Annotated in this window: 21 protein-coding genes; 14 read left to right on the top strand and 7 right to left on the bottom strand. The window is 68.6% G+C overall.

Annotated elements, in window-relative coordinates; translation table 11 throughout:
* Nucleotides 1-9 precede the first annotated feature (9 nt).
* From OHA68_RS13545 to OHA68_RS13535, 3 genes are all read right to left on the bottom strand, one after another.
* Nucleotides 10-1,326: a glycosyltransferase family 87 protein gene (locus OHA68_RS13545; protein WP_327107949.1), complete on the bottom strand. Its 1,317-nt coding sequence runs from the start codon at nucleotides 1,324-1,326 to the stop codon at nucleotides 10-12.
* A 2-nt stretch (nucleotides 1,327-1,328) separates the two neighbouring features.
* Nucleotides 1,329-3,986 (bottom strand): transglycosylase domain-containing protein, encoded by a 2,658-nt coding sequence (locus OHA68_RS13540; protein ID WP_327107948.1) that lies wholly within the window; start codon nucleotides 3,984-3,986, stop codon nucleotides 1,329-1,331.
* 150 nt (nucleotides 3,987-4,136) lie between these two features.
* Nucleotides 4,137-4,511 carry a DUF5318 family protein gene (locus OHA68_RS13535; RefSeq protein ID WP_189137535.1) on the bottom strand — a complete coding sequence of 125 codons (375 nt, stop codon included), beginning with the start codon at nucleotides 4,509-4,511 and terminating at the stop codon, nucleotides 4,137-4,139.
* 132 nt (nucleotides 4,512-4,643) lie between these two features.
* Between OHA68_RS13535 and OHA68_RS13530 the strand changes: the two genes are divergently transcribed.
* Complete coding sequence (locus OHA68_RS13530) at nucleotides 4,644-5,228, top strand: PadR family transcriptional regulator (RefSeq protein WP_189137536.1); 585 nt, start codon at nucleotides 4,644-4,646, stop codon at nucleotides 5,226-5,228.
* A 13-nt stretch (nucleotides 5,229-5,241) separates the two neighbouring features.
* A complete protein-coding gene (locus OHA68_RS13525; RefSeq protein ID WP_189137537.1) occupies nucleotides 5,242-6,321 on the top strand; it encodes an inositol-3-phosphate synthase in 1,080 nt (359 codons plus the stop codon).
* 40 nt (nucleotides 6,322-6,361) lie between these two features.
* Here the strand turns inward: OHA68_RS13525 and idi are convergent, their stop codons facing one another.
* On the bottom strand, nucleotides 6,362-6,955 hold the full coding sequence (gene idi, locus OHA68_RS13520) for an isopentenyl-diphosphate Delta-isomerase (protein ID WP_225277146.1): 594 nt from the start codon (nucleotides 6,953-6,955) through the stop codon (nucleotides 6,362-6,364).
* Between the two features lie 108 nt (nucleotides 6,956-7,063).
* On the opposite strand from idi, the gene OHA68_RS13515 reads away from it, so the two are divergent.
* Nucleotides 7,064-8,350: an MFS transporter gene (locus tag OHA68_RS13515; RefSeq protein ID WP_327107947.1), complete on the top strand. Its 1,287-nt coding sequence runs from the start codon at nucleotides 7,064-7,066 to the stop codon at nucleotides 8,348-8,350.
* On the opposite strand, the gene OHA68_RS13510 is transcribed toward OHA68_RS13515, so the two are convergent.
* Complete coding sequence (locus OHA68_RS13510; RefSeq protein ID WP_327109504.1) at nucleotides 8,340-9,746, bottom strand: CCA tRNA nucleotidyltransferase; 1,407 nt, start codon at nucleotides 9,744-9,746, stop codon at nucleotides 8,340-8,342. The two genes, OHA68_RS13515 and OHA68_RS13510, sit on opposite strands and share 11 nt — an antisense overlap.
* Nucleotides 9,747-9,892: 146 nt before the next feature.
* Here OHA68_RS13510 and OHA68_RS13505 point away from each other — a divergent pair, with 146 nt between their 5' ends.
* From OHA68_RS13505 to trxA, 8 genes are all read left to right on the top strand, one after another.
* A complete protein-coding gene (locus OHA68_RS13505) occupies nucleotides 9,893-10,417 on the top strand; it encodes an aminoacyl-tRNA deacylase (protein ID WP_327107946.1) in 525 nt (174 codons plus the stop codon).
* A gap of 47 nt (nucleotides 10,418-10,464) precedes the next feature.
* Nucleotides 10,465-12,579 (top strand): DUF6049 family protein, encoded by a 2,115-nt coding sequence (locus tag OHA68_RS13500; protein ID WP_327107945.1) that lies wholly within the window; start codon nucleotides 10,465-10,467, stop codon nucleotides 12,577-12,579.
* Entirely contained in the window at nucleotides 12,576-14,183 is a 1,608-nt protein-coding gene (gene murJ / locus OHA68_RS13495) for a murein biosynthesis integral membrane protein MurJ (protein ID WP_327107944.1), read from the top strand. Before OHA68_RS13500 ends, murJ begins: the two co-directional genes overlap by 4 nt.
* Nucleotides 14,184-14,351: 168 nt before the next feature.
* On the top strand, nucleotides 14,352-15,875 hold the full coding sequence (locus OHA68_RS13490) for a protein kinase family protein (RefSeq protein ID WP_327107943.1): 1,524 nt from the start codon (nucleotides 14,352-14,354) through the stop codon (nucleotides 15,873-15,875).
* A gap of 15 nt (nucleotides 15,876-15,890) precedes the next feature.
* Complete coding sequence (gene sigM / locus OHA68_RS13485) at nucleotides 15,891-16,517, top strand: RNA polymerase sigma factor SigM (protein ID WP_189137542.1); 627 nt, start codon at nucleotides 15,891-15,893, stop codon at nucleotides 16,515-16,517.
* Nucleotides 16,514-17,395 (top strand): zf-HC2 domain-containing protein, encoded by an 882-nt coding sequence (locus OHA68_RS13480; protein ID WP_327107942.1) that lies wholly within the window; start codon nucleotides 16,514-16,516, stop codon nucleotides 17,393-17,395. Before sigM ends, OHA68_RS13480 begins: the two co-directional genes overlap by 4 nt.
* A 123-nt stretch (nucleotides 17,396-17,518) precedes the next feature.
* Entirely contained in the window at nucleotides 17,519-18,451 is a 933-nt protein-coding gene (gene trxB, locus OHA68_RS13475; RefSeq protein ID WP_327107941.1) for a thioredoxin-disulfide reductase, read from the top strand.
* Nucleotides 18,452-18,462: 11 nt separating this feature from the next.
* Nucleotides 18,463-18,777 carry a thioredoxin gene (trxA, locus tag OHA68_RS13470; RefSeq protein WP_189137545.1) on the top strand — a complete coding sequence of 105 codons (315 nt, stop codon included), beginning with the start codon at nucleotides 18,463-18,465 and terminating at the stop codon, nucleotides 18,775-18,777.
* An 84-nt stretch (nucleotides 18,778-18,861) separates the two neighbouring features.
* Here the strand turns inward: trxA and OHA68_RS13465 are convergent, their stop codons facing one another.
* Nucleotides 18,862-19,371 carry a GNAT family N-acetyltransferase gene (locus tag OHA68_RS13465; protein ID WP_225277144.1) on the bottom strand — a complete coding sequence of 170 codons (510 nt, stop codon included), beginning with the start codon at nucleotides 19,369-19,371 and terminating at the stop codon, nucleotides 18,862-18,864.
* 376 nt (nucleotides 19,372-19,747) lie between these two features.
* Here OHA68_RS13465 and OHA68_RS13460 point away from each other — a divergent pair, with 376 nt between their 5' ends.
* The 3 genes from OHA68_RS13460 to OHA68_RS13450 all read left to right on the top strand — a co-directional run bounded on the left by OHA68_RS13460 (nucleotide 19,748) and on the right by OHA68_RS13450 (nucleotide 23,526).
* Nucleotides 19,748-20,980 (top strand): aminotransferase-like domain-containing protein, encoded by a 1,233-nt coding sequence (locus OHA68_RS13460; protein WP_225277196.1) that lies wholly within the window; start codon nucleotides 19,748-19,750, stop codon nucleotides 20,978-20,980.
* A 172-nt stretch (nucleotides 20,981-21,152) separates the two neighbouring features.
* Nucleotides 21,153-22,109 (top strand): D-alanine--D-alanine ligase family protein, encoded by a 957-nt coding sequence (locus OHA68_RS13455; RefSeq protein ID WP_189137548.1) that lies wholly within the window; start codon nucleotides 21,153-21,155, stop codon nucleotides 22,107-22,109.
* Between the two features lie 382 nt (nucleotides 22,110-22,491).
* A complete protein-coding gene (locus OHA68_RS13450) occupies nucleotides 22,492-23,526 on the top strand; it encodes a threonine aldolase family protein (RefSeq protein ID WP_327109503.1) in 1,035 nt (344 codons plus the stop codon).
* A 2,212-nt stretch (nucleotides 23,527-25,738) separates the two neighbouring features.
* On the opposite strand, the gene OHA68_RS13445 is transcribed toward OHA68_RS13450, so the two are convergent.
* Nucleotides 25,739-26,698, bottom strand: coding sequence for a ParB/RepB/Spo0J family partition protein (locus OHA68_RS13445; RefSeq protein WP_327107940.1), 960 nt, complete (start codon nucleotides 26,696-26,698; stop codon nucleotides 25,739-25,741).
* Between the last annotated feature and the right edge of the window lie 219 nt (nucleotides 26,699-26,917).

Raw genomic sequence — 26,917 nt, 5'->3', positions numbered from 1 at the left:
TGACGGCGCCTAGGTGGCGGCTCTCAGCGTGAACCGGTCGGGCGCCTCGTCGAAGACACCACCGACCTGGTCGTCCACGCCGGCCTGCCGCACCACGTCCTTGTCCGGCCGCAGGATGTCGCGCACCACGAAGGCCATCATGATGGCGATCGTGATGATGCGCCCCCAGACGGCGGTGAAGTAGGTGTCGTCGCCGATGCCGAGGTCCTCCCGGCTGACCGGCGGCTGGGACAGCAGGTAGAGCCAGATGGCGAAGAAGTACCACACCTCGGCCACCTGCCACAGCGCCAGCGGCTTCCAGTTGGGCCTGGCCAGCACGGCGAAGGGCACCAGCCAGAGCACGAACTGCGGCGACCACACCTTGTTCGTCATCATGAAGGCGGCCAGCGCGAGGAAGCAGATCTGCGCCAGGCGCGGCCGGCGGGGCGCCGACAGGGTGAGGACCGCGATGCCGAGGCAGAGCAGCCCCAGCGAGACGATGCCCAGCAGGCTGACGTCGGTGGTGCCGAGCACCGGCCAGCCCTTGGTCTGGAAGAACAGCCAGGGCGAGCCCCAGTCCACGCCGCGCTCCTGGGAGAAGACGTAGAAACGCCGCCAGCCGTCCCAGGCGAGGATCATGAACGGCACGTTGACCACGAGCCACGCCGCCACGGCCGAGCCCGTCGTGACGAGGAACGGCCGCCAGCGCGCGGTGCGCAGCGTGAGCAGGAACAGCGCGCCGACGAACATCAGCGGATAGAACTTGGTGGCGATCGCCAGGCCGAGCAGCACTCCGGCCAGCACCTGGCGCTTCCTGGCCCAGGCCAGCAGCATGCCCATGCTCAGCGCGCCCGCGACCAGGTCCCAGTTGATGTAGGCGGCCAGGATCACGGCGGGCGCGAGGGCGTACCACGCGGCGTCCCAGCGCCGGGTCGGGCCGGCCACCGCGGCCATCAGCAGCACGCCGGCCACGAGACTGACGCCCATCAGGATGACCGTGAGGTCGTAGAACAGGGCTCCCTGCGCCGGCACCTCCGGCTCCAGCAGGCGGACCAGCCAGCTGACCGCCTGCATGACCTCGCCGAGCACCACCGGATACTCGACGTGCTTGTCGAACGGGACGTCGGCGAAGTACGGGCTCTGGGTGGCGAGCCGCCTGTCGAAGAAGAGCGGGTAGATGTCGGAGTAGCAGAAGTTGGTGTAGGTGGAGACCTGGTCGTTCCAACCACCGCCACGGCAGGGCAGCCGTACCAAGTAGGCGAGTGTCGCCCCCAGGGCCGCGAACAGCCCCAGGGGGATGTACGGCACGGCGCGCGCGATGAAGGGCAGGCGCGCCCGCGTCGTCATGGTCACTGCTGCTCGCGCCTGCCTGGCATCGACGATTCGGGCAGGGTCGCCTGACCGGCGCCGTCCCGGTCGCCCAGGAAGCCGTTGTCCTCGTCGGAGTCGTCGGAGAAGTCGTTCTCGTTCGGGTCGACGGAGACGTTGCTGTCCTCGTCACACGGGTCGACGAAGCCACACGACTCGTCGGGGCCCTGGTCGGGGTTGTCCGGGTCGGCCGTCGGGGTCGGCGTCGAGGTGGGCTCCGGCTTGGGGACCAGGTCCTCGGAGATGCCGGTGTCGGCGCGGGTCGGCAGCGGAATGACCTTCTGGCCCTTGGTGGCCTCGGTCATGAAGGTCCTCCAGATGGCCGCCGGGTAGGTGGCGCCCTGGAATCCGGCACCCAGCGTGACCTCGAACGCCGAGCTGTACGGGTTCTGCGGGGTGTACTTCTTGCTCTTGCCCCTGGCCCACGGGCAGGTGTCGTTCACCGGCTTGACGACCTTGCCGCCCTTGGTCCGGCACTCCTGGCGGAACATGCCGACCGCGGTGGAGATCTGCGGGGTGAAGCCGACGTACCAGGCTTCCTTGTTCTCGTTGTTGGTGCCGGTCTTGCCACCCGTCGGCCGGTCGTAGAGGGCGGCGCTGCGGCCGGTGCCGGACTTGACCACCGCCTGGAGCGCGGTGGCGGCGTCGGCGGCGGCCTCGGGCGAGATGACCTGGGTGGCCGTCTTGTCCTCGGTGAGCATCACCTTGCCGGACCGGTCCTTGACCTGGATGATGACGTGGTTGTCGAAGTGCTTGCCGCCGTTGGCGAAGATCGAGTAGCCGCCCGCCTGCTCCACGGCCGTCACCTGGCTACTGCCGATGGTGATCAGGAAGTGGTGGCGGGACTCGGCGTCCTTGAGCCTGGCCTCGCTGAGCCCGGCCTTGGAGGCGATGTCGATCACCTTGTCCAGCCCGACCTTCTCCCCCATCTTCGCGTAGGCGGTGTTGATGGAGTTGGCCGTGGCGGCGACGACGTCCACGGCCGAGGCCTTCATGGAGTGGTCGTTGTCGATGGGCGTGGTGCCGGGCAGCTTGACCGGGCCCTTGGTGGGCACCCAGCTGCGCAGGCTGTAGCCGACGTCCAGCCACGCGGCGAGCACGTACGGCTTGAACGCCGAGGCCGCCTGCTTCTGCGACAGGAAGGCGTCGTTCCACGCGTCCTTGGCGTAGTCGTCGCCGCCGTAGAAGGCCAGGATCCGGCCGTTGGTCGGGTTGACGGCCGCCAGCATGGCGTTGATCTCCGGGTTGAGAGTGCCCGTGTGCTGGTGCACGGCGGCCTTGGCGGCCCGCATGAGCTTCGGGTCCAGCGTCGAGTAGATCTTGAAGCCGCCCTTGTCGACATCTTCCCTGGAGATGCGGCGCGATTCGAGCTCGTTGAGGACCGCCTCGACCATGTAGCCCCTGAGGCCCTGGAAGTAGTCCTTCGGCTTGTACTTGATCCGTTTGGGCGCCGTGGGCGTTTTCGCGGCCAGGCCGCCGTAGGCCTGCGGGTCGAGCTTGGCCATCTGCCCGATCACGTAGTCGTAGCGGAACTCGGTCGACCCGAGCTTGCCCGCCTTCTCGGCCTGGTCGAAGGCGTCGGGGTTCTGGATGCGGCCCGCGAGGTAGGCGCCCTGCTCCGGGGTGAGTTTCTCCACCTTCTTGTTGAAGAAGGCGTCGGCCGCCGCGCCGATGCCGTAAGCGCCCCGGCCGAAGTAGATGGTGTTGAGGTACTGCTCCAGGATCGTCTCTTTGTCCAGCTGCTTGTTCAGCTTGACCGCGACGAAGATCTCCTTGACCTTGCGCTGGATGGTGCGCTCCTGGGAGAGGCCGTCGTAGTAGGCGCGCGCCATCTGCTGGGTGATGGTGGAGGCGCCCTGCACCTGCTCGCCGGAGACGGTGCTGTAGAGCGAGCGCACCATGCCGCTGAAGGAGATGCCGGCGTCCTCGCGGAAGGTGTCGTTCTCGGCGGCGATGACGGCGTCCTGGACCGCGCGCGGCACCTGCTTGAGCTTGAGGAGGACGCGCTTGGTGCCGAGCCTGGCCAGCTCCTTGCCGTGCACGTCGTAGATGATGCTCTCTTGGTCCTTGACGCCTTCCTGGACCTGACTCTGCGTCGGCACGGGTGTGTTGGCGTAGGCGACCGCGATCATGCCGAAGATGCCGGCGGAGAGCACGACGAAGCTGGCCACGACGATCTTCCAGCTGGGGATGAACCGCCGCCACTTGGGACCGTCGCCGCCGGCCGGCGGGCGGGGCGGCTCGGCCGGCCCGCCGGGGCCGCCTCCGCTCCTGCGCGCGCGCCGGGGGCCGTCGCTGACCATGGTCTCCTGGTTGCTCCGCGAGCGGGTCGCGTCCTGCTCACCGCTGCTGCCGCGCCGGCGGGAGCCCGTGGCGCGCCTGCGGGGCTCGTACTCCGGCGAGGGCCCGGGCTGCGGCGAGGGCCCCGGCTGCTGCGGCTGCGGCTGCGGCGCGTGCGACGGCCCGTGAGACGGTGCCGGGCCCGGCTGGTGCGGGTTTCCACGCGGGTTTCCACGCGGGTCCGGCTCGTTGTACGGCTGGGCGGACATCGCGCCGGTCTGCTCGTAGGCGGCCTCAGGACGACGGGAGGGCGGTGCCTCGCCCCAGCCGGACTCGCCGGACTGCGGTGCCTGGGGCATGGAACGGGATGAGTCGGAGCGGCGGCGCCTTCCCGGGCGGGCCGCCCCCTCATTGCTGCTGTAACTCACACGTCCTCGCATCGTCGTCGGAATAGCACGGCGGTTCTGGGGCGTGACTCCTCGCCGTCCTCGGTAACTGCTGTGTCGCGCCTACAGAAGGCTGACAACAGGTGGCGGCCCGTTACCGAGGAGGAACCGGACCGTCAAGCGATTCCAGGAACAACCTTGGCAGACCTCGACCACGTTCACCCGGAACTCTTCGTAATCCTGTGCCATGTCGCCCGACTTCGCGACGAGCTCTGCCTGGTCGGCATGGTCGTAGGGCGAACGGTCGTCGACATGTGTCACGTAAGTGACGTTCTCCCCCTGGCACACCGGGCAGAGGCGTTCGGCCGGCTCGCCGAACCGGCGGGCGGTCCGGAGGAGGCGGGGCTGTGCGTCGCGGGGATCACCAGGTGAACGCGTGGATCGAACCACCGCCTGCCTCGCCAGGCCGCCATCCACCACCCTTCCCTGTGACCACATGAGCGTCAGACTACGGCTTTTTCCTGATTCATCCCAACGACTTGGGGAAGTCGCTGATTGCGACATATAGCGGCTCGACGTATCCTCAGGATGTATCGGCTCGATACATCGACGCGAGAGGGGGCGGTTCCATTGGCCAGCGGACAGGGCAGAGTGCTGGAGCTGGCCGTGCTCGGGTCGCTGCACGAGACGCCGCTACACGGCTACGAGCTGCGCAAACGGCTCAACGCGCTGCTGGGCATGTTCCGTGCGTTCTCCTACGGCTCGCTCTACCCCTGCCTGCGATCACTGCTGGAGCAGGGACTCATCGCGGAGGAGCAACCCGCTCCCACCACGATCGTGGGCGGCAGATCGAAGATCGTCTACAAGCTCACCGCGGAGGGCAAGGAGCGCCTTCAGGACATGCTCACCCAGGCCGGTCCCTCAGCCTGGGAGGACGAGAGCTTCGGCGTCCACTTCGCGTTCTTCCGGCACACCGAGGCCGAAGTCCGCCTGCGCATCCTCGAAGGCCGCCGTAGCCGGCTGGAAGAGCGCCTCGACAGCGTCCGCACCGCCCTGGCCCGCACCAGGGAGCGGCTCGACAGCTACACGCTCGAGCTGCAACGTCACGGGCTCGAATCCGTCGAGCGCGAGGTCCGGTGGCTGAACGAGTTGATCGCAACGGAGAGAAAGGCCTCACAAGGGCCTGAAAGAGATACCACGTCAAGTGATGAGTAAGGGAGCGAGTGCGATGGGTTCGGTTCGCGTGGCCATTGTCGGTGTCGGCAACTGCGCGTCGTCGCTGGTCCAGGGCGTTCACTATTACAAGGACGCCGACCCGGACGTCCGGGTGCCGGGCCTGATGCACGTGAAGTTCGGCGACTACCACGTCGGCGACGTCGAGTTCGTCGCCGCTTTCGACGTGGACGCCAAGAAGGTCGGCCGGGACCTGTCCGAGGCGATCGTCGCCAGCGAGAACAACACCATCAAGATCACCGATGTGCCGCCGACGGGAGTGACCGTCCAGCGCGGCCACACCTACGACGGCCTGGGCGAGTTCTACAGCGACATCATCGAGGAGTCCGACGAGGCTCCGGTGGACGTGGTCCAGGTGCTGCGCGACAACCAGGTGGACGTGCTCGTCTCCTACCTGCCCGTGGGCTCGGAGGACGCCGACCGCTTCTACGCGCAGTGCGCGATCGACGCCAAGGTGGCCTTCGTCAACGCCCTGCCGGTCTTCATCGCCTCCGACCCCGAGTGGGCCGAGAAGTTCACCGAGGCCGGCGTGCCGATCGTCGGCGACGACATCAAGTCCCAGGTCGGCGCCACCATCACGCACCGCGTCATGGCCAAGCTGTTCGAGGACCGCGGAGTGGAGCTGCTGCGCACCTACCAGCTCAACTTCGGCGGCAACATGGACTTCATGAACATGCTGGAGCGCAAGCGCCTCCAGTCGAAGAAGATCTCCAAGACACAGTCGGTCACCTCGCAGATCCCGCACGAGATGGCCAGGGCCGACGTGCACATCGGCCCGTCGGACCACGTGCCGTGGCTGGACGACCGCAAGTGGGCCTATGTGCGCCTCGAAGGACGCTCATTCGGCGACACCCCGCTCAACCTGGAGTACAAGCTGGAGGTCTGGGACTCCCCCAACTCGGCCGGCATCATCATCGACGCCGTCCGCGCCGCCAAGATCGCGCTCGACCGCGGCATCGGGGGCCCGATCCTGAGTGCTTCGTCGTACTTCATGAAGTCCCCGCCGGAGCAGTACTCCGACGACGAGGCGCGCGACTACGTCGAGAAGTTCATCCGGGGCGAGGTCGAGCGCTGAGCCCCGCTGATCCCTGCGGCGCCGCAGCGCGCCGCAGGGATCAGTCCAGCCGTACGCGAGCCGCGGGTGGCAGCTCGTCGTCCGGGGCCGTAGGCCAGCGGAGTGGATCGGGGCCGAGCGCGGTCAGCAACGGCACCTGCTCCCTGCACCAAGGGGAGATCTCCAGCAGGCCGCTGAGCACACCCTTGGCGAAGTCGCTCCACGGCATCCAGCGCGTGTCGTCCACCTCGTCCGGGTTGGGCGCCTCGGCGAGGTCGACCGTGACGCGGTAGACGGGGCAGAGCTCGTGCTCGACGATCCCGTTGCCCATGACCGCCCGGTAGGAGAAACGCGGCAGCACCAGGTCGGCGCGCTTGGCGGGCAGGCCGAGCTCGTAGGAGAGCCTGCGCAGGACCGCGCGGTCCAGCGGCTCGCCGAGCATCGGATGGCCACAGCAACTGTTGGTCCACACGCCCGGCCAGGTGAGCTTGTGGGTGGCCCGCCTGGTGAGCAGCACCCGCCCCGCCCGGTCGAATACGTAGCTCGAGAACGCCAGGTGGAGCGGCGTCTCCCGGCCGTGCACCGACAGCTTGGGCGCGGTGCCGAGCGCGTGGCCGGTGCCGTCAACGAGTACCACGTGTTCCACGATCGTCACGCTATGAAGCGTACGTGGTCAGGAGCTCCGCCAGAACCCCGATACCCACCTGCTGCGCCAACCTCTGTGCTCACCCGATCACCACACCGCCGGGGCTAGGCTGACCACGTGTCTTTCGTCGCCGATCTACGCGTGGTTCTCCAGGGGCGGGACTTCAGACGGCTGTTCAGCACCCGGCTGGTCTCCCAGTTCTCCGACGGGATCTTCCAGTTCGGCGTCCTCGGATTCGCCTTCTTCAGCCCCGAGAACCAGACCACCGCCCTGGGCGTCGCCACCGGGCTGGCCGTCCTGCTGCTGCCCTACTCCATCCTCGGCCCCTTCGTCGGGGTGTTCATCGACCGCTGGTCGCGGCGGCAGATCCTGATGGTCGCGCCGATCGTGCGCGGCGGGCTGCTGTTCGTGACCGCGGGCGTGGTGGCGGCCGACGTGCCCGACCCGTTCTTCTACGCCGCCGCGCTCGGCGTGCTGGGCGTCAACAGGTTCTTCCTGGCCGCGCTCGGCGCGTCGCTGCCGCACGTGGTGCCGCAGGACCGGCTGATGGCGGCCAACGCGGTCACGCCGACCTCCGGCACCGTGCTCACCTTCGTCGGCGTGGGGTTCGGCTTCATGCTGCGCGAGCTGGTCGGCAGCGGAGATCTCGGCGTCGCGCTGCTGCTGGCCATCTCCGGCCTGATGTTCGGGCTCAGCGCGCTGATCGCCCGCACGATGGAGCGCTCACTGCTCGGCCCGACCTACGACCCCAACCGGCCGCAGACGCGCGAGGCCCTGCGCAACGTGGTGGCCGGCCTGGCCGACGGCGCCCGGCACCTCGTCCACCACCGCGTCGCCGCCGCCACCATGGGCGCGATGGCGGCCCATCGCTTCTTCTACGGCATGGCCACGGCGCTCGGCATCATCCTCTACCGCTACTACTTCACCGACGGCGATCCCGACGCGGCGCTGGAGGGCATCGGCCTGGTCGTGGCCGCCTCCGGCGTCGGCTACTTCCTCGCCGTGATCATCACCCCGTACGCCACCGAGCGTTTCACCATCGTGCGCTGGGTGCCCATCGCGATGACCGTGGCGGGGCTGCTCTCGGCGGTGCTCGTCCTGCCGTTCCAGCCATGGGGGCTGCCGATCGCCGGCTTCGTGCTCGGCATCGCCGGGCAGAGCGTCAAGATCTGCGCCGACACCACCGTGCAGCGTGACGTCCAGGACGCCTACCTCGGCCGCGCCTTCTCCCTCTACGACATGCTGTTCAACGGCATGTACGTGCTGGCCGCGGCGCTGTCGGCGGCCATCCTGCCGCCGAACGGCAAGTCCTATCTGGCCGTCGCGATCATCGCGGCCGGCTATGTGGCGAGTGGGCTGGCCTATCGGGCGATCACCCAGCAGCGGGTGCCGGTCACGTCGTGACCACGCCGCCGTCGGCGCGCGCCCACTCGCGCAGCGCCTCGGTGGCCGCCTCCTTGCCGATCATGCCCTTGTCCAGCCGCAGCTCCAGCAGGAACTTGTACGCCTGACCCACGATCGGCCCCGGCCCGATGCCCAGCACCCGCTGAATCTCGTTGCCGTCGAGCTCGGGCCGGATCTTGGCCAGCTCCTCCTCCTCGGCCAGGCGGGCGATACGCTCCTCGAGCTGGTCGTAGGTGCGCGACAGGGCCGCCGCCTTGCGTTTGTTGCGGGTGGTGCAGTCGGCCCTGGTCAGCTTGTGCAGCCGGTCGAGCAGGTGGCTGCCGTCGCGGACATAGCGGCGCACGGCGCTGTCGGTCCACTCGCCGGTGCCGTAGCCGTGGAAGCGCAGGTGGAGCTCCACCAGGCGGGAGACGTCGGCCACCACGTCCTTGGGGAACCTGAGCTCGGTCATCCGCTTCTTGGTCAGCTGGGCGCCCACCACCTCGTGGTGGTGGAAGGAGACCCGGCCGCCCTGCTCGTGCCGGCGCGTCTTGGGCTTGCCGATGTCGTGCATGAGCGCGGCCCAGCGCAGGATCCGGTCCGGCTTGCCGTCCTCCTCCTGGGCGATGGCCTGGTCGAGGACGGTCAGCGTGTGGTCGTAGACGTCCTTGTGCCGGTGGTGCTCGTCGATCTCCAGGCGGAGCTTGGGCAGCTCGGGCAGGACGTGCGCGGCCAGCCCGGTCTCCACGAGGAGGCGCAGGCCCTCGCGCGGGTAACGGCCGCAGATCAGCTTGTCGAGCTCGTCGCGGATCCGCTCGGCCGAGACGATCTCGATCCGCTCGGCCATCGCGGTCATCGCCGCGAGGGCCGCCTCGTCCACCCGGAACCCGAGCTGGGAGGCGAATCGGGCGGCACGCAGCATGCGCAGCGGGTCGTCGTCGAAGGACTGCTCGGGGGTGCCGGGGGTGCGCAGCAGCTTGGCCGCCGCGTCGGCCAGCCCGCCGTAGGGGTCGACGAACTCGTGCGACGGCAGGCGTACCGCCATCGCGTTGACCGCGAAGTCGCGCCGCTCCAGGTCGGCCTCCAGCGTCTCGCCGTACATCACCTCGGGTTTGCGGGACTTCGGGTCGTACGCCTCGCTGCGGTAGGTGGTGATCTCGATCAGCCAGCCGCCCTTGCGCAGGCCCACGGTGCCGAAGTCGATGCCGATGGTCCAGACGGAGTCGGCCCAGTCGCGCACGATCTCCAGCACCCGCTCGGGGCGGGCGTCGGTGGTCAGGTCGAGGTCGTTGCCGACCCGGCCGAGCAGGAGGTCGCGCACCGGGCCGCCGACGAGCGCGAGCTCGTGGCCCTGGGCGGCGAACAGCCGGCCGAGCTCGTCGGCCACCGGAGCGACCTTGCGGAACAGATCGCCCATGGCGCGCTGCTGGATTTCGGTCAGATTTGAGTCGGACAAGCTGGGTAGGTCCTTCGATTCCGGAACATATCCCCCGAGCCACACCGGGTCCGGGTTACCTTCGGTCAGGGGACCGACGACGCCATCGTATGAGGCAAGGAGGTCTGATGAAGGATGCCCTCGCGATCCACCGCTGGCTCCTCGCACACCAGATCCACCATGAGATCGTACGCCTTCCGCGCCCCATGACCGGCGCGGACGAATTACCGGAGACGATCCCCACCGCGCCCGCCCGGTGCGTGACGGTCACGGTGTTCGAAGTGGCCCCGCGGGTGGGACGCGAGCTCGTCGTGGCGGTGGTCTCCACCCTCGACAGACCTCCGCAGCCCGGGGTCATCGGCGGCCTGTTCGGGGTCCGCCAGGCACGGCACGCCCCCGCTCACGTGGTGAACACGGCCACCGACTACGCCGCCGGGCTGGTCAGCCCGCTGCTGCTGCCCCGGGAGCTGCCCGTGCTGATCGACAACCGGCTGAGACCGGACCCCGACCCCATGTTCACCGCGACCGGCGATCGGCACACCGCCCTCGCGCTACGCGCCTTCGACCTGCTCGCGCTCCTGACCGGGAAGACAGTGGATCTACGGGTTCCCGGGCACAGGGCGCCACTGGAGGCGGTCGCGCCGCGGCACTGAACCCGTACCATTGCGGGCGTGCGTCGTACTCCAGCTCGGGCAGACGCGTGATCCGTAAGGCCGCGCTGCTCGCCGTACTCTCAGCCGCGCTGTTCGCCCCCACGGTGGCGACGGCGCCCGGCGAGGCTGCCGCGATCACCAGCAGGCAGGGGGTCAACCTGACCCTGGCCACCATCACGCCCGACTACGCCACCGAGCGAGGGACCGAGATCAAGGTCACCGGCACGGTGCACAACGCGGGCACCGCGGCACTGCCCGGCCTGCGGGTCAGGGTCCGCTACGACTCCCAGCGCTTCGCGGACCGGGCCGCCATGAGCGCCTTCCAGGCCGACCAGACCACGCTCACCCAGCCGCGGCAGGTCTCGACCCAGTCCAGCATGGTCCTGCCCGAGCTGGGCGCCAACGCCTCCCAGCCGTTCGAGCTCACCATGACGCCCGCGCAGTTCGGCCTCACCGCCTTCGGCGCCTATCCGCTGGCCGTCGAGGTGGTGCAGTGGGACGCGGTGCAGCTCGCCTCACAGCGGACCTTCCTCACCTACGCCCCCCCGACCCCGCAGCCGCCCGTCCGCAACCGGCTCGCCTTCGTGCTGCCCATCATCGACCAGCCGCACCGCGCCGACGAGGGCACGTTCGTCGACGCCAAGCTCAGCGCCGCCATGACCGGCAAGGGCCGCCTGGCCACCCTGGCGCGCATCGCCGAGGCCGCGCCGCCGAGCGTCACCTGGGCCATCGACCCCGCGGTCTTCGACGACGCGGACGCGATGGCCAAGGAGCACACCCTCAGCACGAAGGGCGCCAAGCAGAAACGTCCCGCCGACAACGCCGCGTCCCAGTGGCTGACGTCGGTGCGCACCTCACTGGCCGACAACCCCGTGATGGCCACGCCGTACGCCGACCCTGACGTGACCGCGCTCGCCCACCAGGGCCTGGACGACCAGACGGGACTGGCGCTGGAGCTGGGCGCGCAGAAGGCCAGGCAGCTCGTCAAGCCCGACGTGGGGACCTCCACCTACTGGCCGGCGGGCGGGCGGCTCGACGCCGACGCGCTGGACCTGCTCGCCGTCGGCAAGCCGAACGTCGCCAAGGTCGACAAGGTGCTGCTCGACGCCGCCAACCTGCCGCCGCAGACCCCCGCCACGACCACCCCCGACGCCGCCACCACGATCGACACCGTCATGGGGCCGATCACCGTGCTGACCGCCGACGCCGAGCTGAGTCGCACACTGGAGGAGCCCTCGGGCACCGCCGGCTCGACGCTGCTCAGCAGGCAGCGGTTCATCGCGGAGACCGCCATGATCTCCGCCGAGCCCGGCCAGATCCGGCCCAGATCACTCGTCATCGCCCCCTCCCGACGCTGGAACCCCAGCCCCACGCTGGTGACGACGCTGCTCAAGACGGCCGGCAAGCTGCCGTGGCTGAGACTGACCCCGCTCGACTCGATCAAGCCGGGCGCGACCCAGGTGCCGCGGGCGGGACTCACCTACACCGCCCAGGACCGCAAGCAGGAGCTCGGCGCCAAATACCTCGCCCGCGTCAAGGAGACCGCCGCCAAGGCGCGGCTGACCGGGCTGGTCACGGGCCGGCCCCAGCCGGAGTTCGACGCCGCGGTGCTCCGGCTCAGCTCCTCCGCCTGGCGCGGCGGACAACGGGCCGGGCGTGCCATCGCCAAGCTGGTGGACGACGCGGTCACGGCCAGGATCAACAAGGTGTCGATCACGGGTGCCGGCCCCGACCGCCCGCGCACCCTCGCCGGCCGCGACGGCGACGTGCCGATCAGCGTGAAGAACTCGCTGGACGGCCCGATCTCCCTGTACATCGAGGTCAAGTCCAACAACCCCGAGCTGCTGCAGGTCGCCTACCAGCAGCCCGAACCGCTGCCGATCGGCTCCGGCCAGAGCGGCACGGTGCAGGTGCCCATGACCGCCAGCCCTGCCAGCGGCGACGCCACGGTGACCGTCCAGTTGCTGACCACCGATCGCACGCCCTACGGCGCACCCGTCAAACTGATCGTGCGCACCACCGGCTACACCGGGATCGCGCTGGTCATCGTGGGGGCGGCACTGACGGTCATGCTCGCGGCGGTGGTCACGCGGGTGCTCAGACGCAGATCGCAGCGGCGGACGGCGCGAGCTGCCAGGGCACGGGAAAGTGAGACCGTATGAGCCGCATGCTGCGGGCCAGCGCCATCATGGCGGCGGGCACGATGGTGTCCCGGATCACCGGGTTCGTGCGCACCATGGTGCTGGCCACCGCCATCGGCACCGCGGCCATGGGCGACGCCTACAACGCCGCCTACGCCATCCCCTACAGCATCCTGGACCTGCTGCTGCTCGGCGTGCTGAGCAGCGTCGTGGTGCCGATGGTGGTCCGTGCCCAGCAGCAGGACCCCGACGGCGGGCAGGCCTACGAGCAGCGGCTGCTCACGCTGGCCACGGCCGTGCTGATCGTCGTCGCCGGAGTGGCCGTACTCGCCGCCCCGACGCTGATCGACCTCTACACCGACTGGGACCGGGGCAGCCGGCAGTTCGAGGTGGCGGTGCGGCTGGCCCAGTTCATCCTGCCGCAGCTCGCCTTCTTCGGGGTCGGCGCGGTGGCCGGCGCGATCCTCAACACCCGGGACCGGTTCGGCGCCCCGATGTGGGCACCGGTGGCCAACAACCTGGTGGTCATCGGCGTCCTGGTGGCCTACCACCTGATGGTCAACAACGGCGACGACGTCAACACCGTCACCAACGGCGAGCTCGCCCTGCTCGGCCTGGGCACCACGGCCGGCATCATCGTCCAGGCGACCGTGCTGGTGCTGGCGCTGCGGCGGGTCGGGTTCCGGTTCATCGCCCGGTTCGACCTGCGCAACGCCCGGCTGGGCGAGATGGCCAAGGCCGGCGTCTGGACGATCGGCTACGCGGTCGTCACCCAGCTCGGGTTCATGCTCACCACCAACCTGTCCAGCTCGGCGGGCAACGAGGTGCCTGGTCACGGCATCACGCCGTACACCCTGGCGTTCCAGCTTTTCCAGCTTCCGTACGGCGTCATCGGCGTCTCGGTGATCACGGCCATGCTGCCCAGGATGAGCCGGGCGGTGACCGACGGGCGGTTCGATGACGTACGGAGTGAGTTCAGGTCGAGCGTGCTGCTCATCAGCGCGGTGATGGTGCCGGTGTCGCTGCTGCTCATGGTGCTCGGCCCGGCGATCACCGTGCCGATCTACGCCCATGGCGCCACCTCCGTCGCCGACGCCGTCTACATCGGCAATGTGCTGCAGGTCTACGGGCTGGCGCTGCTGCCGTTCGCGTTCTTCCAGTTGCTGCTGCGGGTCTTCTACAGCTTCGGCGACACCCGTACGCCGGTGTTCGTGGGGGGTGCCGCCACCGCGCTCAACGCGCTGCTGATGGTGCTGTTCTTCAACCTGCTGCCCGCCCGGTACGCGGTGATGGGGCTGGCCTTCGCCTACGCCGTCGCCTACACGCTGGGGGCGGCGGGGGCCTGGATGCTGGCCAGCCGCCGGGTCAACGGCCTGGGAGGCTGGCAGATCGGGGTGGCGCTGACCAGGATGTATCTGGCGGCCCTGCCCACCGCGGTGGTGGCGCTGGTGGCGGTCTGGGCGGTTCAGGAGGCTTTCGGCGGACTCCAGTTCCTCAACTCGCTGATCATCTTGGCCGCGGGCGGCGGATTGGGCATGCTGCTCTACCTGTGGGTCGGCCACAAGGCGCGGATCCCGGAGGTCAACTCGGTCGTTGGGATGGTCGCCGGGCGGGTACGCCGGTAAAGAGCACGGGCCGCATCAGAGATGGGCACTAGCATGGTGACCGACACGCGCGAATGGAAGCAGGAGGGGCGTGGGCGGATCCTCCCGGCATAGCAGGCCTTCGTGGGACATCACCACGCGGGTCGGTCGAGTCATGCGCACGACTGATCAGCCGAGCGGAGCGAGCAAGTGAGCACATCGGCGGTCGAACCCGGCACTCGCCTAGCCGATCGTTTCCGTCTGGAGGACCGGGTCAGCGAGTCCGACGGCGCCACCCACTGGAAGGCCATCGACGAGATCCTGGCCCGCCCTGTCGGCGTGCTGACCTTCTCCCCCGACTTCCCCCGCGTCCAGGAGGTCGTCACGGCCGCCCGGGCCGCGAGCAGGCTCACCGACCCGCGCCTGACCCAGGTGTTCGACGCCGCCCAGGACGACGGGCGCTCTTACGTGGTCAGCGAGTGGGTGACCGGTGACACGCTCGTCGATCTGCTCGCCGCCGGCCCGCTGGAGCCGGAGCGAGCCGCCGGGCTGGTCGCCGAGGCGGCCGAGGCGCTGGCCCACGCCCAGGAGGCCGGTCTGCACCACCTGTGCCTGCGCCCCGAGCACCTGGTGTGGACGACCGGCAACACGGTCAAGGTGCTGGGTGTGGCGGTCGACGCCGCCCTGTCCGGCCTGACCACCGACCAGCCCGCGCTGGACGACGCCGAAGGGCTCGGCCGCCTGCTCTACGCGGGACTGACCGGCCACTGGCCCGGCGATGAGGAGGAGGGCGGGCTGCCCGCCGCCCCCATGATCGACGGGCACTTCTGCACGCCGCGCCAGGTGACCGCGGGCGTGCCGAGTTACCTCGACACCGTCACGATCCGGGCCTGCCTGCCGGAGACGCGCAAGGGGCATGGCGCGCTGACCAGCCCCGCCGAGGTCGCCGAGTCGCTGGCGGGCGTGGCCAGGCCGATGCCGATCCCGATGCCCTACCACCCGGCGCCCTCGGTCACGTCGGCCTCGCACTCCGAGGGGCTCGACACCCCCCAGCGGCCCACGACCGTCCAGCAGCGCCCGCACGTGGTGCACCGGCCCATGCCGCCCGGCGGCAACGGCGGTGGCGGTGGCGGCGTGCTCAACCGGGTGCTGATGACCGTCGTGGTGCTGCTGGTGATCGTGGCCGTCGGTGTCGGCGCCTGGACGATCGGCCGCAGTCTCGGCAACCCGGGCACCCGCGAGGCCGAGCCCACGCCGGACGCCAGCAGCGTGGCGCCGCAGCAGGCCCAGGCGGTCAAACCGGACGAGGCGAGCGGCTTCGACCCCCTTGGCGACAAGGAGGAGAAGGCCGAGCTCGCGGCGCTCACCATCGACGGCAAGCCCAGCACGTTCTGGAAGACCGACAACTACAACAGCGCCGACCTGGGCAATCTCAAGGACGGAGTGGGCCTGCTCCTCGATATGGGCAAGTCCATGCAGATCAGCGACGTGGTCGCTACTCTGGCCGAGGCGCCCGGCGCCAGCGTCGAGCTCAAGGTCGGCGACAAGGCCGATCTTTCGTCACTGAAGACCGTCGCCAAGGCGAAGAGCGCGTCAGGAAAGATCACTTTCAAGCCTGATCAGACGGCAAGTGGCCAGTACGTTTTGATCTGGTTTACGCGTCTCCCGGCAGACGCGGGCAAGTTTCATGGCACCATCTATGAAGTAGTGGTGCACTCTCCAGGATCGGCGTAACCAGGAATCCCTCTTGTGAACTCCCCACCCGACACACCCTCAGCGGAACGGCCGGCGGTCAGCGACGCCGAGCTGCTGACCGCGCACATCGACGGGGATCCACACGCCTTCAGTGAGATCGTCAAGAGACACCGGGACCGGATGTGGGCAGTGGCGCTGCGCACTCTGGGCGACCCCGACGAGGCGGCCGACGCCGTGCAGGACGCCTTCGTCTCCGCCTACCGCAAGGCCGGCACCTTCCGCGGCGAGGCCGCCGTCACCACCTGGCTGCACCGCATCGTCGTCAACGCGTGCCTCGACAGGATGCGCCGCAAGTCCGTGCGTCCCGTGGCCGACGACGAGCTCATCGAAGCCGCCGAGCGGGACACGCCGCTGCCGGACCAGACCATCGAACGCGAGACCTCGATGGAGGTCTCGGCCGCGTTGAAACTGCTTCCTACCGACCAACGAGCCGCTCTCGTGCTCGTCGACATGATGGGGTATTCCGTCGAAGACGCAGCTCAGGTGCTTAGTGTGCCCAGTGGCACCGTGAAGAGCAGGTGCGCGCGGGGACGTGCCAAACTTGCCCCAATTCTTTCGCATCTGCGGAACCGATCGGACTCGGGTCGCGTCTCATCCGCGAAGGGAGACAGAACTTCGTGACGGGTGATACGCACTACGATCTGGACATCCTGGCCGAGTTGGCCGAGGGTCTCCTAGACGTCAGCACGGCCCGCCAGGTGCGCGAGCATCTCGCGATCTGCGACCCCTGCGGGGAGCGTCTGGCAGACCTTGCGGCGGTTCGAGAGGTGCTCGCCGCGACCCCCACACCGGCCATGCCGATGGGTGTCGCACTGCGCATCGACCAGGCGCTGGCCGCCGAGGCGGAGTCTCGGCGGGGAGGAGTGGGTCTCGCGGACGCGCCGGACTGGGACGAGCTCATGCGTGACTCCCCATGGGAGCGGCAGCGGCCACCGGTCGAGGCGCCCGAGCCGGTCCGCCTTGGGGTGGTCGCGACCGATGGCACCATCGTTCCCGCCAAGCGGCGGAGCGCACGGCGAGCGCGGTGGGCGGTGCCTGCCGTGGCGGCCGCCGCGGCCGCCGCCGTGGTCGGCACGGCGGTGCTCTCCAGTGGCCTGCTGGCAGCGGGCGGCGGAGGCGGTGGCAGCACGGTCAGCCCGCCGGTCGCCGCGAGTGAGGTGCCGTCCAAGCAGCAGGAGAGGACGCGCCCCTACGCACTGACCGACAGCGGTTACAACTACAGCGACCAGGAGCTGGACAAGCCGCTGGGGACCTTCCTCGGCGTCGCCCCCATCGTGGCTGGCGGTCCCTCCGAGGGCGACAAGGTGGGCGCCTGTGTGACCAAGGTCTCCAGTCGCACCAAGCTCAACGTCTTCGCCGTCGACCAGGGCCAGTACAACGGCCAGGAGGCCATCGTCATGGCGTCCTGGAAGAGCAAGGCCACCAAGAGGCTCAGGATCGACGTCGTCGACCCGTTCAACTGCAAGAACCTGCGTAAGCCCAGCCTCGGTCGCTGGTAGCCGAAAGCACATGTCAGAGCCCGCTTCGGCGGGCTCTTTCGTGTTGCGGACCGGGTGGGGAATCACGGCGGCCTAGGATCTGTTGACGCCACTGGCAACAGCAGATGAGGAGGCGTGGGAGCGTTGAGCGACGTTCGTAACGTGATCATTATTGGGTCGGGTCCCGCTGGTTACACCGCGGCCGTTTACTCCGCACGCGCCGAGCTGGAGCCGCTGGTCTTCGAGGGATCCGTGACCGCGGGCGGCGCCCTCATGAACACCACTGACGTGGAGAACTTCCCAGGGTTCCCCGACGGGATCATGGGCCCGGACCTGATGGACAATCTCCGCAAGCAGGCCGAGCGGTTCGGCGCCGAGCTGATCGCGGACGACGTCGTCGAGGTCGACCTCAACGCCAACCCCAAGGTCATCAAGACCCACGACAAGACGTACTACGCCAAGTCGGTCATCCTGGCGATGGGTTCCGGCTATCGCGAGCTCGGCCTGCCCAGCGAGAAGCGGCTGTCCGGCCGCGGCGTGTCCTGGTGTGCCACCTGTGACGGATTCTTCTTCCGCAACAAGGACATCGTGGTCGTGGGCGGTGGCGACACCGCGATGGAGGAGGCCACGTTCCTGACCCGATTCGGCCGCATGGTGACCGTCGTGCACCGCCGCGACGAGCTGCGCGCCAGCAAGATCATGCAAGATCGGGCGGTCAACAACGACAAGATCCGGTTCATGTGGGACAGCGAGGTCGTCGACGTGCTGGGCGAAAGCCGCGTCGAGGCCGTCAAGGTGCGCAACGTCAAGAGCGGCGAGGAGTGCGAGCTCGCCACCGACGCGCTGTTCCTGGCCATCGGCCACGATCCCCGCACCGAGCTGGTCAAGGGCCAGATCGATCTCGACGACGAGGGATACGTCAAGGTGGCCGCCCCCACCACGGCGACCAACATCGAGGGTGTGTTCGCCGCCGGCGACGTCGTCGACCACACCTACCGTCAGGCGATCACCGCGGCCGGCACCGGTTGCGCGGCGTCACTCGACTCAGAGCGCTGGCTGGCCAGCAACAACAAGTAAGGAGCCCAACCGTGAAGGCAGTAACCGACGCCACGTTCGAGGCCGACGTCCTCAAGAGCGACAAGCCCGTGCTGGTGGACTTCTGGGCGGAGTGGTGCGGCCCGTGCCGTCAGGTCGCTCCCATCCTTCAGGAGATCGCCAACGAGCACGGCGACAAGCTGGAGATCGTCAAGCTCAACATCGACGAGAACCCGAACGTTCCGCGCGACGCCGGTGTGCTCCAGATCCCCACGCTGAACGTCTACAAGGGTGGAGAGCTCGTCAAGCAGATCATCGGCGCCAAGCCGAAGGCCATGCTGCTGCGCGAGCTTGAGGGCATCATCTAGACGCCCCGCGCCCAACGCAAAGCCCCCTGCGCCTACGCAGGGGGCTTTCGCGGCTCTGTACTGGTTTGTACGGGGCGAAAACGGCTATACCGGTCGCAGGGCACGCTCTGGGCTCATCGACCCCAGGAGACGCTCCAGGGCCACCTCCACGTCCTCGCGCCAGGAGACGGCGGTCTTGAGCTCCAAGCGGAGCCGCGGAAAGCGCAAATGTGGACGTACAGTCTTAAAGCCCACAGAAAGCAGATAATCCGCAGGAACCACGCAGCTGGGCTCTTCCCATTTGAGGTCGCCGAACGCTTCGATGGCTTTCACCCCGCGGCGCGTCAGGTCCTTGGCCATGCCCTGAATGAGCATCCGGCCCAGTCCGCCGCCGGTGAACTCCGGGATGATGTGCGCCGTCATCAGCAGCACGGCGTCGGCGCTGACCGGCGAGGTGGGAAAGGCGACCGAGCGCGGGCTGTAGAGAGGCGGGCTGTAGAGCACGAACCCGGCGGGCACGCCGTCGACATAGAGGATCTTGCCGCAGCTCCCCCATTCGAGCAGTGTGCCGGAGATCCACGCCTCCTTCTCCAGGCTCGGATCCCCTGCCTCCACCGATCGCTCTCCGCTGACAGGATCCAGCTCCCAGAAAACGCACTGCCTGCAGCGGCGCGGAAGATCTCCTACGTTGTCCAGGGTTATGTTGACCAACCGGCGCGACAACTACGGCCCCAATCGTTGACCCGGAAAAACCCGCGAAAAACGCGTCCCCACCTGGCATCGTAGCCCAGTGATGGCGCCGCCAGCGGATACCACGACGGTCGAGGCCCGTCACGGGCGACATGTCCGACTAGCGTAATCTGGTATCTCGGATCGATATTCACCTAGGAGGTGGGCCGTGACAGCAGAGCAGGATCACGGTCAAACGCCCGCGACCCAAGGGTCGCGCATCGACGCCTACGTCGATCGGTACGCCGCACGAGCTACCGGGATGGTCGCTTCCGAGATTCGAGCTCTTTTCGCCGTCGCGTCGAGGCCCGAGGTGGTCTCGCTCGCGGGCGGCATGCCGTACGTCAACGCCCTCCCCCTGGACCTGGTCGGCCAGCTGGTCTCCGACCTGGTGACCAGGCGCGGTCCTGTCGCGTTGCAGTACGGCTCCGGCCAGGGCGACCCGCACCTGCGCGAGCAGATCTGCGACGTCATGCGCCTGGAGGGCATCCATGCCGGGGCTGACGACGTGGTCGTCACCGTGGGCTCCCAGCAGGCGCTGGACCTGATCACCCGGATCTTCATCGACCCGGGTGACGTGGTTCTGGCGGAAGGCCCCTCGTACGTGGGCGCCCTCGGCACATTCGCCGCATACCAGGCCAAAGTGGTGCATATTGCCATGGATGATCAGGGCATTGTGCCCGAATCCCTGGCGCAGACCATCTACGCCCTGGAGACCGCAGGCGCTCCCATCAAGTTCCTGTACACGATCCCCACCTTCCAGAATCCCAGCGGCGTCACCCTCAACATGGCCCGGCGGCAGCAGGTCCTCGACATCTGCCAGCGCGCCGGGATCCTCATCGTCGAGGACAACCCGTACGGACTCCTCGGCTTCGACGCCGAGCCCATGCGCGCCCTGCGCGCCGACAACGCCGACGGCGTCGTCTACCTCGGATCGTTCTCCAAGACGCTGGCCCCCGGCTTCCGGGTCGGCTGGGCGCTGGCCCCGCACGCCATCCGCGACAAGCTCGTCCTCGCCATGGAATCGGCCGTGCTGTCGCACTCCACCTTCACCCAGCTCGCCGTCGGCGAATATCTGGCCTCCCAGCCATGGCAGGAGCAGATCAAGACGTTCAAGGAGCTTTACCGTGAGCGCCGCGACGCCCTGCTCGGCGCCCTCGAAGCGCTGATGCCGCCCGAAGTCACCTGGACGCGACCCGGCGGCGGGTTCTTCGTGTGGGCGCAACTGCCCGAGGGCCTCGACTCCAAGGCCATCCTGCCGAGGGCCGTCGCGGAACGCGTCGCGTTCGTCCCCGGCACCGGGTTCTACTCCGACGGCAGCGGGGCACGGCACATGCGGCTGTCGTTCTGCTATCCCGAGCCCGACCGCATCCGCGAAGGAGTCCGGCGGCTGGCCGGCGTCATCGAACAGGAAATCCAGCTACGGGACACCTTCGGCACCGGCTCCACCCGCGGGCACGTCGGCGTCGACACTCCAGGACCGGACCTGGCCTGACTTTCAGCGACAAGTACGGCCGGCGTCACGGATGGCGCCGGCCGTACTCCATGTCACGGCGAAGTGCCCACCCGCTGCCGAGCCACTCGCAGCCGCGAAAGCACCCGCCGCACCCGATTCGCCCCCCGACGCCGGTACGGTGGGACAGCGTGCGATCAGCGGAGGAGAAGTGATGAGCGATCTGGGCCACGTGCTCGTGCTGGCAGGAGGACTCTCCTACGAGCGGGAGGTGTCCCTGCGCTCCGGTCGCCGGGTGAGTGAGGTGCTGCGGGCCGCGGGCGTCGACGTCGAAGCCCGTGACACCGACGCCTCCCTCGTGCCGTCCATCCTGGCCGACCGGCCGGACGCGGTCTTCGTCACGCTGCACGGAGGCGCGGGCGAGGACGGCGCGATCCGCTCGATCCTGGAGCTGCTCAACGTCGCGTACGTGGGCGCCGACCCCGACGCGTGCCGGGTCGCCTTCGACAAGCCCACCGCCAAGGCCGTCGTACGCTCGGTCGGTCTGCGCACCCCTGCCTCCGTCACGCTTCCCAAGGAGACCTTCCACGACCTCGGCGCCACAGCTGTCCTCGGCCGCATCGTGGAGCGACTCGGCCTCCCCCTCTTCGTCAAGCCCGCCCGAGGCGGCTCCGCCTTGGGCGCCTCCATGGTCCGCACCGCGGAGGAGCTCCCGGCCGCCATGGTCGGCTGCTTCGCCTACGGCGACACGGCCCTCATCGAGCGCTACATCGAAGGCATAGAGGTGGCCGTCTCGGTCGTCGACCTCGGCGACGGGCCCATCGCCCTGCCCGCCGTGGAAATCGTCCCTGACGAAGGGGTGTACGACTACGCTGCCCGCTACACGGCCGGGCATACCGAGTTCTTCGCCCCGGCCCGCCTGTCTGCCGCGGCGGCCGCCGCTTGCGCCGAGGCCGCCGTCACCGCTCACACCGCTCTCGGGTTGCGCGACATCTCCCGTACCGACCTCATCGTGGACGCCTCGGACCAGCCGTACTTCCTCGAGGTGAACGTGGCTCCGGGGATGACGGAGACGTCGCTGCTGCCGATGGCGGCGGAGGCGGCGGGGCAGGACCTCGGCGAGCTCTGCCGCACCCTCCTCCAGATCGCCGCCGCCCGACCTCGCTCGTAACCCAATCCTTCGTCACCCGTGCCACAGCTCCACGGGGTCGGGTCCACGCGGTCGGCTCCACGCGGTCGGCTCCACGCAGTCGGCTCCACGCGGTCGGCTCCACTTGGTCGGCTCCACGGGGTCGGGTCCACGCGGTCGGCTCCACGCAGTCGGGTCCACGCGATCGGCTCCACTTGCTCAGCTCTATCGCTGCGGTGGCTCCACCACTGCGGAGGCTCGACCGCTGCGCGGGCTCCGTTCGGGAGCCGGGTATGTCGGCGGGCGATGGCCGTCCCGACGGGCGATGGCCGTACCAACGACCCGCCCTGGAGAGCCCGTGCAGGGCTGGCGGCTTGTGGCGACCACCTCGACATCCGGCGGCGATAGCTAACCTGGCCAGGTGATGATCTCTCCTAAGAGCTTCGCCAGCGACAATCACGCCGGCGTGCATCCGGCCATATTCGAAGCCATGGCGGCAGCCAACCACGACGACGCGCCCGCCTACGGCGACGACGCCTGGACGTCGACGTTCGAGCGTCAGATCAAGGAAGCGTTCGGGCCTCAGGCTGAAGGATTCGCCGTCCTCAACGGCGCCGGCGCCAACATGGTCGGCTTGCCCCTGATGCTCGGCCGGTACGACGCCATCATCTGCGCTGACACCGCTCACATCGCCACGCACGAAACAGGTGCGGCGGAGCGACTTCTTGGCGTGAAGCTCATCACGGTGCCGACCCCGGACGGCAAGCTCCGCCCGGCGGACATCACCGGGCAGGCGCACAAGCTGGGCAGCCACCACGAGCCGCAACCCCGCGCGGTCTCCATCTCACAGGTGACCGAACTGGGCACCTGCTACACCCCCGCCGAGATCACCGAGCTGTCGGAAGCGGCCCACGCGGCGGGCATGCGTCTCCACATGGACGGCGCCAGACTCGCCAACGCCGCGGCCCACCTGGACTGCGGCCTGGACGCCATCACCACAGCGGCCGGCGTGGACGTCTTCAGCTTCGGCGGAACCAAGAACGGCGCTCTGGCAGCCGAGGCCGTAGTAGTCCTGGACCCATCCCTAAACCGGTCCATCCCCTACCTCCGCCGTCAGTCCCTCCAACTGGCCTCCAAAATGCGCTTCATCTCAGCCCAGCTCTCAGCTCTCCTGACAGACGACCTGTGGCACCAGAACGCCGCCCACGCCAACGCCATGGCCACCCGCCTGGCGGACGGCCTATCGAGCGCCCCCGGCATCACCCTCGCCTACCCAGTCCAATCCAACGCCGTATTCGCCACCGTGCCCGCCCACGTAGCGACCACCCTGCGCAGCCGCTACCTCTTCCACCACTGGGACGAAGCCGCCGGCATAGTCCGCTGGATGACCGCCTTCAACACCACCCCAGAACAGATAGACGACTTCCTCAACGCCATCCACACAGCCGCCACCCCCTAACCCCCCCGATCCCATGTTCCACGTGAAACCTCCCCTCGCCTCCACTCGCCGGGAGAGCGGGTAGTCGTGCGCCGGTGGAGCGTCGGGCCGGAACTGCGACGGCTCGGCGTCTTCTTCCACCTAGAAACACCTACGCACGACAGGGCCACGCACGTACAACCCCTTGGGTACCCCCGCCCTCCGCTTCGTCTTCCCCTTGAACAGAGCGGCGTGACGCCTGAACCATCACCCCGATAACCAACGATGGCGCCCGCGTCTCAACCGCTGCGCCCCAACGACACTTTCCCGCTGCTCCATCTCGCCCCGCCCCATCTGCCCTGCCGCACCCCGCATGAGACAGGCAGAGGTGACCGCGACGCCCAGCGCATCGCCGGGCACGTTTCTCTTCTCGTGCCTGATCCCCCCGCCCGACCACCTCTCTCAGCCCTCGGCACCCCAGCCCTGAACGCGCGTTTCACGTGAAACCAAAACCGGCTCCGCCGGAACCTTCCAGGGTCGCGGGAACCTTCCCAGCCCCTCTTCGCAAGCGCGGGGTAGCAGGGGCGCCCCTCACAGCAGTCCCACGAGGAGAGCCGAGACCGACCGAGTTGGACATGGCAATTGCAGTCATGAACCTCTCGGGACCGTCGGGTGATCGGAACGACCGGCCAAGCCGAGAGGGCATGCTTCCCGGGTGTCCCCCACGCCCACGCCCGTGGTCGGCGTAGTCGTCGCGGTCATCGAGTACACGCGTCCCAGACGCGGAGGGATCTCCCGTCAACTCCCGGCCCGATAGATGTCGATGCCTCGACCTACGCTGCTGACAGCGTGCAGTCGGCAATGTTTCACGTGAAACGCGTCCCGGCGTCGGGGCGTGCCGGCGTCGGGGCGTCGGGGCGTCGGGGTTCGCGTTGTGCCCTTGTTGCTACTTACTCGATGGGTGTCGGAACGCTTCTGTTGAGTCCTTGGCTGCTGTCCTTGCCGTAAGGCGCTTCACGGTAGGGAGAAGCGGCATCCGCGTAGGAGCCTTCGCTCTGTTGTCCGCCTTCATAGGGGTGCCACCGATTCTCACGTCTCACGCCATAGCAAGGCATGCCCGTATGGAACTGGGCGATACGGAGCTGCCCTCGGGGCAATGCGGGCAACGCTAGTCGCGCGTCGTACACCGAGCATGCCCCGTGACGTCTATCACCACGGGCGCAGCCGTCGCGGACTTCTCGGTCATCGCGTGCACGCTCACCCAAGCAAAGTCCGCATCCGAAGTTGCGGCGGGATGTTCTGGAGGCGTGTTGCTCCGGCGTGACGTCGAGGTGCCGTTGGTCGACTGATGCCTGTGGTCTGTGGTCTGTGGTCTGTGGTCTGTGGTGGCAGGCGGCATGCCACCGGTCGGCGTGGGGTTGGTCTTCGCCCCAGTACAGGTCCTCCCCCTAATAGCAGGGTGAGGGAATCTCGACGCATGCGCGAACGGGTTGAGAGGTCGGCTTCAGAGCGCCTGAGCGCCCGAACGCCCGGACGCTGAGGTCCTGAAGTGAAGGGCTGAGATGCTGAGATGCCGAGGCGCTGGGGCGCTGGAGCGCTAAGGCGCTAAGGCGCTGGGGTGTTCGGGGTGTTCGGGGTGTTCGGGGTGAGGGTTGGTCTCGGGGTGTCTTTGATTGAGGCGCCTCGGCGCTTGGGCAAGGAGCCTTGGCGCCTGGCGAGTGGAGTTGAGACGTCGGCCTGAGAGCGCCCGGCAGCTAAGGGCTCGGGATGGGGGCCAACCACGGGGTGCCTGGGGTCCCGGTTGAAAAGTCTCGGTGCCTGGATAAATGGCCCTGGTCGCGTGGGCGCGGGTTGAGGCGTTGGCCTCAACCCGCCCGGGCAGCTGATCGCCTGGACCTTTGGGAACGCGGGTAAGGGGCTTCGGCACCTGGGCGCGCGGATCGAGGAGTCGGCTTCAGGGTGCGCGGATTGAGGGGGTGGCTTCAGGGTGCGCGGAACAAGGGGGTGGCTTCAGGGTGGCGGCGCGTCTGGATCTTTGGGTGCCTGGCAGTTGGCGCCCAGGGTAAGGGTTGGCCTTGGGACGCCTGGGGGTTTGGGGTTGGAGGCTTCTTGGTTGGGATGGCGTCGGAGCTGCCTGGGGCGCGGTTTGGGGTGAGGGTGGTGGGTGGGAGGTTCGCCGTCGGCCTGGGTGGGATTCCTCGGGCGTTGGGAGCCGCTACGAGGTGGGGTGGTGTTTCACGTGAAACGAAGGGGGTTAGTCTTCGGCTTCGCGCATGACACTCGCGGCGTTTGGGGCCATGGTGCCGATGATGCGCTCAAGGTCGTCGATGGTTGCGAACTCTACGACGATGCGGCCCTTGCGGCGGCCGAGGTCGACCTTGACCTTGGTTTCGAAGTGGTCTGAGAGGCGGTCGGCGAGGGTCGTCAGGCTTGGGTCTGCGGGCTTGGCGGGCTGACGCTCTCGGGTGGGCTTCTGGGGTGCGGCTCCAGCGCTGCCCAGGGCGACGATCTCCTCCACTGCCCGAACCGAGAGAAGCTCGGCAACGATGCGCGAAGCCAGATGGATCTGCTCCTCGGGGCTGTCGAGGCCGAGGAGGGCACGGGCGTGGCCGGCGGAGATAGTCTTCGCGGCGACCTTCAGCTGCACCTCGGGCGGGGAGTTGAGCAGGCGCAGAGTGTTGGTGATGTGGGAGCGGGAGCGGCCGATCCTCTGGGCGAGCTGGTCGTGAGTTGCCTGGAAGTCGTCCAGGAGCTGCCGGTAGGCGGCCGCCTCCTCCAGCGGGTTGAGCTCCTCGCGCTGAAGGTTCTCAATCAGGGCATCCCGTAGGAGGTCGGTGTCCTGGGTGTTCCGAACGATCGCCGGCACCGGGTCCAGGCCCACCAGCTTGCAGGCGCGCCAGCGACGCTCCCCCATGATGAGCTCATAGCGGCCGCCCCCGACCGAGCGCACGACGATCGGCTGCAGCAGTCCGACTTCACGAATGGAGGCCGCCAACTCATCCAGGCGCTCGCCATCGAAGATCTCGCGCGGCTGACGCGGGTTGGGCACGATCGCGGCTAGGTCTATCTCCCGGAAGTACGCTCCGGCAATCGGCTTCGGACCGGTCTCGTTCGTCGACCCGGTCGGGTCAACCGTCCCCGTCCCGTCAACGATGGGACCGGTCGGGATGAGCGCCCCCAGCCCCTTGCCCAATCCCCGCCGCACCTGGCTCACTACGTCTCCTCATCCGCCCGGGCTGATTCCGGTCTATCCAGGGAAGGTTACCGTTGCTAACCCGACCCGGCGCCTTCGCGCCACACACCGTCCCACCGGATTTACACCACCATGCCCTGAACACCCTCATTGCCTTCGCTCCCGGCGAAGCAGAGACGCCTTACACCGGAGACCGGCTGGCGCACCAGGCCTCACGCCCGGAGCTCACGCACGGAGCTC

Source organism: Nonomuraea glycinis (assembly GCF_035920485.1).
In the GTDB taxonomy this organism is placed as follows: Bacteria; Actinomycetota; Actinomycetes; order Streptosporangiales; family Streptosporangiaceae; genus Nonomuraea; species Nonomuraea glycinis.
This window is presented reverse-complemented; position numbering and strand designations above follow the sequence as displayed.

Coding starts and splice junctions, on each gene's coding strand:
- OHA68_RS13545 (WP_327107949.1), bottom strand. CDS start 1,326: ATGACGACGCGGGCGCGCCTGCCCTTCATCGCGCGCGCCGTGCCGTAC.
- OHA68_RS13540 (WP_327107948.1), bottom strand. CDS start 3,986: ATGCCCCAGGCACCGCAGTCCGGCGAGTCCGGCTGGGGCGAGGCACCG.
- OHA68_RS13535 (WP_189137535.1), bottom strand. CDS start 4,511: ATGTGGTCACAGGGAAGGGTGGTGGATGGCGGCCTGGCGAGGCAGGCG.
- OHA68_RS13525 (WP_189137537.1), top strand. CDS start 5,242: ATGGGTTCGGTTCGCGTGGCCATTGTCGGTGTCGGCAACTGCGCGTCG.
- OHA68_RS13510 (WP_327109504.1), bottom strand. CDS start 9,746: ATGGGCGATCTGTTCCGCAAGGTCGCTCCGGTGGCCGACGAGCTCGGC.
- OHA68_RS13505 (WP_327107946.1), top strand. CDS start 9,893: ATGAAGGATGCCCTCGCGATCCACCGCTGGCTCCTCGCACACCAGATC.
- murJ (WP_327107944.1), top strand. CDS start 12,576: ATGAGCCGCATGCTGCGGGCCAGCGCCATCATGGCGGCGGGCACGATG.
- OHA68_RS13460 (WP_225277196.1), top strand. CDS start 19,748: ATGGTCGCTTCCGAGATTCGAGCTCTTTTCGCCGTCGCGTCGAGGCCC.
- OHA68_RS13455 (WP_189137548.1), top strand. CDS start 21,153: ATGAGCGATCTGGGCCACGTGCTCGTGCTGGCAGGAGGACTCTCCTAC.
- OHA68_RS13450 (WP_327109503.1), top strand. CDS start 22,492: ATGATCTCTCCTAAGAGCTTCGCCAGCGACAATCACGCCGGCGTGCAT.